Annotated in this window: 5 protein-coding genes; 3 read left to right on the top strand and 2 right to left on the bottom strand. The window is 38.5% G+C overall.

The window, feature by feature from the left end:
- A partial coding sequence (locus ACESK1_RS11880) for a 2'-5' RNA ligase family protein (RefSeq protein ID WP_372920395.1) occupies nucleotides 1–522 on the top strand: 522 nt, incomplete at its 5' end.
- Here the strand turns inward: ACESK1_RS11880 and ACESK1_RS11875 are convergent.
- Together ACESK1_RS11875 and ACESK1_RS11870 are read right to left on the bottom strand one after the other, a co-directional pair.
- On the bottom strand, nucleotides 519–1967 hold the full coding sequence (locus ACESK1_RS11875; protein WP_372920394.1) for a bifunctional UDP-sugar hydrolase/5'-nucleotidase: 1449 nt from the start codon (nucleotides 1965–1967) through the stop codon (nucleotides 519–521). The two genes, ACESK1_RS11880 and ACESK1_RS11875, sit on opposite strands and share 4 nt — an antisense overlap.
- 247 nt (nucleotides 1968–2214) lie before the next feature.
- Nucleotides 2215–2478, bottom strand: coding sequence for a heavy-metal-associated domain-containing protein (locus ACESK1_RS11870; protein ID WP_372920393.1), 264 nt, complete (start codon nucleotides 2476–2478; stop codon nucleotides 2215–2217).
- A gap of 405 nt (nucleotides 2479–2883) precedes the next feature.
- Between ACESK1_RS11870 and ACESK1_RS11865 the strand changes: the two genes are divergently transcribed.
- Entirely contained in the window at nucleotides 2884–3540 is a 657-nt protein-coding gene (locus ACESK1_RS11865; RefSeq protein ID WP_372920392.1) for a fasciclin domain-containing protein, read from the top strand.
- 169 nt (nucleotides 3541–3709) lie between these two features.
- Entirely contained in the window at nucleotides 3710–5002 is a 1293-nt protein-coding gene (locus ACESK1_RS11860; RefSeq protein ID WP_372920391.1) for a hypothetical protein, read from the top strand.
- Nucleotides 5003–5054 lie beyond the last annotated feature (52 nt).

The following is a 5054-nucleotide window of genomic DNA, read 5'->3' as shown; positions in this document are numbered from 1 at the left end:
CTGAGCTTACGTATAAAAAAGCTGAAACAAGAACTGGCGGAAAAATACCACACCCGGCATGCGTTGAAACTTCCGGCGCATCTTACGCTACAAATCCCCTTCAGGATGAGCGAGACCAGGGAAGAAAAACTGCAGAAAACCTTAGAGAAATTTGTTGAAAACCAGGAAGCTTTTGAGATAAAGACAGATGGATTTGGTAGGTTTTCACGCAAAGTTCTGTTTATAGCCATAGCCGAAAATCCAAGATTGGTCCGGCTTCACCAAAAACTGCAAAAAAGTCTTGACAAAAACCTTCAGCTAAAGGAAAATGAAAAAGGCGGCAACTTTCACCCACACTTTACTTTAGCTACCAGGGACATCAGCTATTTAAATTTTGAACCTGCCTGGAAGGACCTAAAAGATCAAGAGCTAAAGGAGTCTTTCACTGCAGAAAGTTTGGTATTGTTTAAACATAACGGCAAGACCTGGGATAGGTTCGGTGAGTTTTTCTTAAACAAACCTACCAGAGCAACAAGCAATTAAACTGCTTCAAAAGTTCCGAATATTTCTGCTGAAACCGGGGACTTTGTTTCCAGGTATTTCTGGATTGCGTCAACTGCGCGAACCCCACTTTCAGCCCTTTCTTTACCATATTTCTCCGGAACACCCTGGGAGGTTACATAGCAGGCCGTATAATTTTCTTCCGGCTTAATGGGCTCCTCACCTATGAAAAGTTTTTGAATCCGCTTAGGGGCACCTACCTCAATTTTAATATAAGCCTTCAGGCCAAGGCAGCGCTTAACAAAGCCTCCCTGTTGCTTATAGGCATCCCCGGAAAAAGTCTTCTCAAGATTTTCCTCTATCATTTCCAGAATTTCGTGACCTGTTAGTACTACTGTTTCTATCACTGGGTTGACCGGAATTATATTGTGCAAATCATTATTGGTTATTGGTCCGGGAACTATTGGTGCACCATACCTCCATCCATTAGAAAAAGCCAACTGTGACCCGGTTGCCATTAACATGGCTTGAAGTAAGAGATTGTCCATAGAAGATTCCAGGATATTGTTCCTGTCTAAAGCCTGGGTTGTCTCTCCAGCTTTTTTATTCAAATATTCCCTAAATGGCAACAAAGCATTTTCAATTTTCTTTTTTAATTCCTGATCTTCCGGAAGGTCCTGAGAAACTTCTATGAGTTCAAAATTCACATTTTTAAGTTTCTTATTCTGAAGAGTCACATCCAACCTTCCTAAAAAAGAACCGTGACACCCGGATTCGATCATCACAGTATTTCCAGCCTTCACCATTGATTCGGTACGATAGTGAGTATGACTGCTTAAGCATATATCCACACCATCCACCTCTTTCAATAATTTCAGATTTTGCGGAAACCCAAGATGTGAAATCAAAACAATCACATCTGTATTTTCCTGCTCTTTAAGAGTTTCAATATATTTTGGTAATTCTTCATTACCCTGGGTAAAATAAATTCCTTTGCTAAAATGGGAAGGCATGGTTTTATCCACAATATTGGAAGCGATACCTAAAATAGCTACTTTAATTCCTTTGATCTCTTTTATGATCCAGGGTTTGTATAGTAATTCGTCAGTTTGTTGATCATAAACATTTATAGCTAACATGGGGTAATTCAAATCTGAGGTGATTTCCTTAAAGCGTTTCGGGCCGTATGCGAAATCCCAATGTGCTGTCATAGCATCAAGACCGAGATGGTTAAGTACAGGTATTAAAATTTCTCCCTTGGTTTGAACTACGGGATAAGTTCCATGGAAGGTATCTCCCCCATCCAATGTTATTACTGCGCCCTGTTTTTCCTCATTTACTTTTTTTAGATATTGAGAAATTCTGGCATAGCCCCCTGCTTCGCGATATACTTTCCGGCCATTTTCCCAAAACATTTCCGAATGGGGCTCCATATAGCCATGCACATCAGTAATTTGAATAATGCTAAATTCTTTTAAATTTTCCATATGATATTTGTCGGTTAGGAATTGGCTGAAATTCCGTTTTAGATTCTCTAATTGGGGGAATACTAAATTTATGAATTTAAGACGAAAAATTATCCCTTTATCAAAATAAGGAGAAGAATCTATAATCGACAGGGAAGGGTATTAATTACTCCATTTGCGGAGCGAGCATTCCGGGAATTCTATAAAAAGATCCGGCCCTTTCTAATTGCTAAAAAGGGCCGGGAATTATGGCTTTTATTGCTGGCTATTAAAATTTACCAGTGGCGCAGCTTAACATTGAGCTGGCTTTTGTCAACAGAGAGTTTTCATCATCTATTTCAGGGTACCCCAGCTTTTTCAGTTTATCTTTAACTTTTGATGCGTCTTCAGGCTCTGTATATTGGAAGGAAACTGAGGAGGCTTCTCTATCTACCATGACATCCTGGATATTCTCCATTTCTGAAATTTTAGTAGTAATAGTATTTACACAACCACCACATCTTAAATTTTGTACTGTTATAGTCATCTCCATATTAACGAATTATTTTAGGATTTTTTCAAAAATAGTATTCACGATAGATGGGGCGTGTAACATATGTTACAGTCTTATGCACTAAAACACAGGAAAAGGAAATTACTTCTAAAGCAAGTATGCTAAAATAAATATTGACGAATGCTAATAACTGGAATTTTAATACATAAAAACGAACAATTTAATGGTCAATAAGTTTTTAAGCGGTTCTTAATCATGACTTTATTAATTTAGGCTATACCACCAGCCGAAAATATTATTCTTTTTATCGGCTTCTCGATCCGAAAGCTGAAATCCTTTTCTTACAAAACAACTTTTTGTCTAAACATTTAGTTAAAAAACTAAACAATATAAGATTGTTTAATATATTTACAACAGTATTAACAAACTGTAAATTAAAATGTTATGAAAAATTATGCTTTACCGATCGCTTACAGCAGAGTACCTGTATCGATCTTTTTAATCGTCCTTTTATCTTTTTTCCTCGTCTCCTGTGAAAAAGAAGATGTAGTAACCGAAACCGAATCTTATGAGATGACGGTTTATGATGTGCTGGAAGCCAACAGCACGAAAAAGCCCGAAGCCGACAATAAAAAAGGAGCACCTGCACCCGGGGATGAATCCATTGCTACCATCGCCATTGAGGGTGGTTTTAATGAATTAGTTGGGGCTCTGATTTATGTAGACGAAGAACTAGACGCTGGTTTAGTAGATCTATTTATGAACGGCACCGACCAATACACTGTATTTGCTCCTAACGATGCTGCATTTGAAGAACTTTACAAAACTCTTGATGATAAGGGAATAAACGTTACCCCGGAACTTGTACTAAACGTACTTTTATACCACGTAACCGAGGGTCGCAGGGCTGCTAACAGCGTAGTGCCACCAAAAAATTACCGTACAATTGAAACCTTGCTTGGTGAGAGTTTTAATGTAAATCCTGAGAGAGAAATCACCGCGGTTGGCAATACTGCGAATATCGTTACCCCTGATATTTCAGCCTCTAACGGGATCATTCATGTTATAGATACTGTTATTTTACCCATAAGTATAGAATAGTTTTAGCTTAGTTTTGTTGAATTAGAGAAAGTCTCCCATTTTATGGGGGGCTTTTATTTTGCCATAAGATCAAAGTTTTTAGATTATTCACGGAAAGAATTTTCGTAGTAATCCCTCTTAAAGTTCCTCTGAATATCCTAAATTTATTATCATAAATCAATGTCTACCAATGAAAAAGATTTTCTGGATATTTCTTCTGATTCTAATCTTTTTAATAAGTCTTATCTATATTTCTGTCTCCAGTACCGACAAGGAATTTGGGACTGTTAACATAAAAGACTTTGAAGACCTGGAAAATATAGACTTCAGAAAACATGATACAGTAGAAATAGCAGCAAGTAGCCTATATGAAGGGAATGTACTTAAAGGAATAATTCAGGGAGAGAATTACCGGGAGGCCTGGTCTACTCCCGTAAAGGTCCCGGTCGTATTCCTGGACACGCTTTTTGGAGGAATGAAAATAGTTAAGGAAGGGGGCGGAACTCAAACCCATTCCCTACGCCTGGAAAGTCCGGACGGCATCCTCTACTCCTTGCGTAGTGTAAACAAAGATCCGGCTTCACATGTTCCCGAATTCGCGCGTAATCTTGGTTTGGAAAATATAGTGGTAGATGCAATTTCGGCCTCTCATCCCTATGGGGCGCTTCTTTCGGCCTCGCTTTCTGAGGCTGCCGGGGTTTTGCACACCCATCCCCGGGTAGTTTTCGTACCTAAGCAGGATTTTTTAGGTGAAGAATACAATGAAAAATATGGAAACAGGTTATTTCTCCTGGAATATGAAACTGAAGGAGAAAAGAACTGGACTTCCAAGGAAGATGTTGAAGAAATTCTGGATACCAAACATTTACAGGAATGGAAGCAAAAGTATGGAGCACGACTTAAGGTGGATGAAAGTGCTCTGGTCAGAGCCAGGCTATTCGATTTGTTTATTGGTGACTGGGACAGGCATGCCAAGCAATGGGGATGGGTTGTACAGAAAAAAAATAACAGATTTACGGCCTATCCCCTGGCAGGAGACCGAGATAATGCATTTTTTAATATTGACGGAATCATCCCCGAAATTATTTCCAATAAAAATATAGAGCCAACAATAAGGCCTTTTGAGAAAGAGATAGACTATCTGCCGGGACTGGTTTATCCTAATGATGTTTATTTTCTTCGATTTACTCCTGAAAGCATTTTCATTGAAGAGGCACAAAAACTTCAGGACCTTATGAGCGATGAAGCCATAGAGGATGCTTTTAAAGTTTGGCCTGAAGATATCTACGAGCTTGACGGTGAAGAAATAAAGATCAAGTTGAAAAGCAGAAGGGAGAACCTGGTGGAGACGGCAAAGGAATTTCATAGGATCATTTCCCAAAAAGAATTACTTAATGAACCCCTTAATGGTTCAGAAGATATTGAGATAAGCCAGGAACTCATTCAATGTTTTGAATGTGCCCAACATCTTTCACAGAATTAAATGAAGAAAAATTTACTTATAGCCTTTTTTGGATTAATTTTTCTGAATGCCT

Origin of the sequence: Salegentibacter sp., from assembly GCF_041642575.1 — a bacterium.
Taxonomy (GTDB): Bacteria; Bacteroidota; Bacteroidia; order Flavobacteriales; family Flavobacteriaceae; genus Salegentibacter.
The sequence above is the reverse complement of the archived record's forward strand: the minus strand, read 5'-3'. Positions and strand labels throughout refer to the sequence as shown.

Bases quoted from the DNA above. Each gene is read 5' to 3' on its own strand.
- ACESK1_RS11860 (WP_372920391.1), top strand. From the start codon at position 3,710: ATGAAAAAGATTTTCTGGATATTTCTTCTGATTCTAATCTTTTTAATA.
- ACESK1_RS11865 (WP_372920392.1), top strand. From the start codon at position 2,884: ATGAAAAATTATGCTTTACCGATCGCTTACAGCAGAGTACCTGTATCG.
- ACESK1_RS11870 (WP_372920393.1), bottom strand. From the start codon at position 2,478: ATGGAGATGACTATAACAGTACAAAATTTAAGATGTGGTGGTTGTGTA.
- ACESK1_RS11875 (WP_372920394.1), bottom strand. From the start codon at position 1,967: ATGGAAAATTTAAAAGAATTTAGCATTATTCAAATTACTGATGTGCAT.